The organism is Synechococcus sp. CCY9202 (assembly GCF_034931685.1).
Lineage (GTDB): Bacteria > Cyanobacteriota > Cyanobacteriia > PCC-6307 > Cyanobiaceae > CBW1002.
Genome location: NZ_JAYGID010000048.1, coordinates 1 through 3131 on the forward strand (window position 1 = coordinate 1; position 3131 = coordinate 3131).

The following is a 3131-nucleotide window of genomic DNA, read 5'->3' on the forward strand; positions in this document are numbered from 1 at the left end:
ATTCATCGTGGCTGCAAGAGGCGCATCTGCACCTCCGGAATGACAGCCCGTCATTCCACCCTGTTCACCCTCTGATCAGGGCATTCGGGCCCCGGGTTTTACACCACGCAAAGGGACGCGGCCCGCCCTGGCGACCGAACTGGCCCATCTGCGCGAGCGGATCGGCCGCAGCTCCCGCAATTCTTCCAAGCCTCCCTCCAGTGATGGCCAGGGGTTTAAGCCGCCCGAACGACGCAAGGGCAGTGGCCGCAAGCGCGGCGGCCAGCCGGGCCATCCCGGATCTGGGCCGGAGCTGCTGCCGATCGAGCGGGTGGATGAGGTGGTCGAGCACCACCCCCAGGCCTGCCGCCGCTGCGGCACGTTGCTACAGGGTCAGGATCCCGAGCCCTTGAGGCACCAGGTGATCGAGATTCCACCGATCACGCCTCTGGTGATCGAGCACCGGCTGCACCGCCTGGTCTGCCCCTGCTGTACCACCAGCACCTGTGCCTCGTTACCGGCGGAGGTGGAAGTAAGCCATTACGGTCCCCGGCTCAGTGCTCTGGTGGGTCTGCTGGGTAGTGCCTTCCCGTTGAGTTTCAGCAAGACCCAGGCGCTGCTGGATCAGCTGCTGGGGGTACAGATCAGCCGGGGAGCGATGGCCACTATCCGCCAGCGCTTGAGTGCAGCACTGGAGCAGCCCATGCAGGAGGCCCTTGCGTTTGCCCGTCAGCAGTCGGTGGTCTATGTCGATGAAACCGGTGCCCCCACCGGTAATGCCGATGGGGGCAACCCCGATGGCCGGCGCGGCTGGGAGTGGGTCATGGTGACCGCCATGGGGGTGACAGTGTTCTTGCAGAGCCTGAGCCGCTCGGCTGCCGCCGCGATCGACCTGCTCGGGAATGCCTTTGGCGGAATTGTGGTGAGCGATCGCTTCTCCGCCTACAACCATCTCCCGCTGGAGCAGCGCCAGCTGTGCTGGGCGCACGTGATCCGCGATCTCACCGCCATCGCTGACCGTCAGGGCGCCAGCGGTGAGATTGGAGCGGAGCTGCTGGGCCTGCAGCAGCAGCTGTTTGCCCAGTGGCACCGCTACAAAGACGGAACGATCGACTGGTCCACGTTGCAGCAGGGCTGTCGGCCGATCCGCCAGGCGTTTGTGGGCACGCTGCAGCGGGTTGTGGAGCTGGGCTGCCAGCGCGGCGAGCGAACGCCGTGGGCCAAGACGGTGCGTACCTGCCATCAGTTGCTGCAAGTGAGCGATGGCCTCTGGACCTTCCTGGAGATTGAAGGGATCGAGCCCACCAACAACGCAGCCGAGCGTGCCCTGCGCCATTCGGTGATTCAGCGCAAGATCAGCCATGGCGTCCAATCCCGCCAGGGTGCAATCTGCCGCAGCAGGTTGCTCACGGTCACCACCAGCCTGCGGCAACAGGGCCGTGATATCTGGCAGTTCCTGGAGCAGGCCTTGATCGCCCATCATCGCGGCGGTGAGATGCCATCGCTGTTGCCGAATCCCTGAGCCGGCCGTCATCGATCGTGGTGTCTGTGGTTGCTCGTTGATCAACGATCAGGGGTGGAATGCTGCGCTGCTGCGTAACGGCCCCTGAACGGATACAAGGGATTTTTCGACTCAATCGATCATGATCTCTTGCTGAAGGCCCTCCAGTTACACATCAAGGAGCGTTGGGTGATGCTTTATCTGCGGCGTTGGCTCGAAGCACCTGTTCGACTGCCCAATGGAGAACTGCAGGCGAGAACCTGCGGGACGCCCCAAGGCGGTGTGATCAGCCCACTTCTTGCCAATTTATTTCTGCATTATGTATTTGATGCCTGGATGCACAGGAAACATCCTGATATCCAGTTCGAGCGTTATGCAGATGATGTGATCTGCCACTGCTCTAGTCAGCGAGAGGCGCAGGCTTTGAAGGAAAGCCTACAGGCCCGATTCTCGGCCTGCAATCTCACGCTACATCCTGAGAAGACTCATGTAGTCTACTGCAGGGATTCCAATAGACGTGGTACGTTCGAGGAGATTCAGTTTGAATTCCTAGGCTTTGCGTTCCGCCCCCGCTGTGCAAAGAATCGCTGGGGTAAGTTGTTCACCAATTTTGCGCCAGCGGCAAGCCCCTTGTCCTTGAAAAAGATGAGGGAGCGCATTCGAGGGTGGAGGTTGCGCCATCACTCCCATCTGTCGTTAGACGATGTTGCCAGAATGCTCAATCCGGTTCTACGAGGCTGGTGGCAGTATTATGGTCGCTTTTATCCAACGGAGATGTGGAATAAGGGCACCACGAAAAATACCGATTTACCTTGGAAGCAGCGATTGAGACTCATGTACTGGCCGGCGTCGGCATTGGCCAATGGTCGCGACAAGGCCGATTTTTCGTGGTGCCCATAAGCTGTTTCGTTACTTTGACGAGCGGCTTGGATCTTGGTTGCGTCAGAAGCACAAACCTCTGCGCGGCCACCGTGGACGAAGCCTGCGGCTGCTGAACAACATTGCTCAGCAGAAACCACAGTTATTTGTCCATTGGCAAATTCTTGGCCACGCAACGGTTGGATGACAAGAGCCGGATGACGCGAGAGTGTCACGTCCGGTTCTGTGAGCGCCTGCGGGGGCAGTTCCCGCGGGCGACTCGACAATTCTTCATTGGACTAGAAGCATTCCAGTTCTCAGCACCGTTTGATCCGTCGATGATGGTCTATTTCCGGAAGCGCCTGCCGGAGTCAGTGATCAACGACTGCAACGAACGGATCGTGCGCCATGGGCTAAATGTGATCCAGGCCGCAGGTACCGACGATGATCAAGGTGCAGACAAGGATGGCGGTTCTTCCACGGGACATGGGAGCAATGATCACACGTCTACGCCATCGGCCAACCAAGGCACACTCTTGATTGACGCCACCTGCGCACCGGTTGACATCCGCTATCCGATTGATTTATCCCTTCTCAACGAAGCCAGAGAAGTCACCGAAAAACTGATTGACGCGATGCATCCGCCGATCAGAGAAGGGTTTGGCATGAAACCACGCACGCACCGGAAGAAAGCCCGTCAGCAGTTTCTGGCAGTAGCAAAGAAGAAGCGCCCTCGCATCAGCAAGATTCGAAAAGCGATCAAGCAGCAGCTCGGTCATCTTGAACGGAATCT

General features: G+C 59.2%; 2 protein-coding genes and 1 pseudogene. All 3 read left to right on the forward strand.

Features of this window, described 5'->3' with window-relative positions; all coding sequences use genetic code 11:
* Positions 1–139: 139 nt before the first annotated feature.
* Positions 140–1501, forward strand: a complete 1362-nt coding sequence (gene tnpC, locus VB777_RS07025) for an IS66 family transposase (protein ID WP_416238319.1) — start codon at positions 140–142, stop codon at positions 1499–1501.
* An 84-nt stretch (positions 1502–1585) separates the two neighbouring features.
* On the forward strand, positions 1586–2380 hold the full coding sequence (locus VB777_RS07030) for a reverse transcriptase domain-containing protein (RefSeq protein ID WP_323247962.1): 795 nt from the start codon (positions 1586–1588) through the stop codon (positions 2378–2380).
* 242 nt (positions 2381–2622) lie between these two features.
* Positions 2623–3131 (forward strand): annotated as a pseudogene (locus VB777_RS07035) (IS5/IS1182 family transposase); the annotation flags it as partial.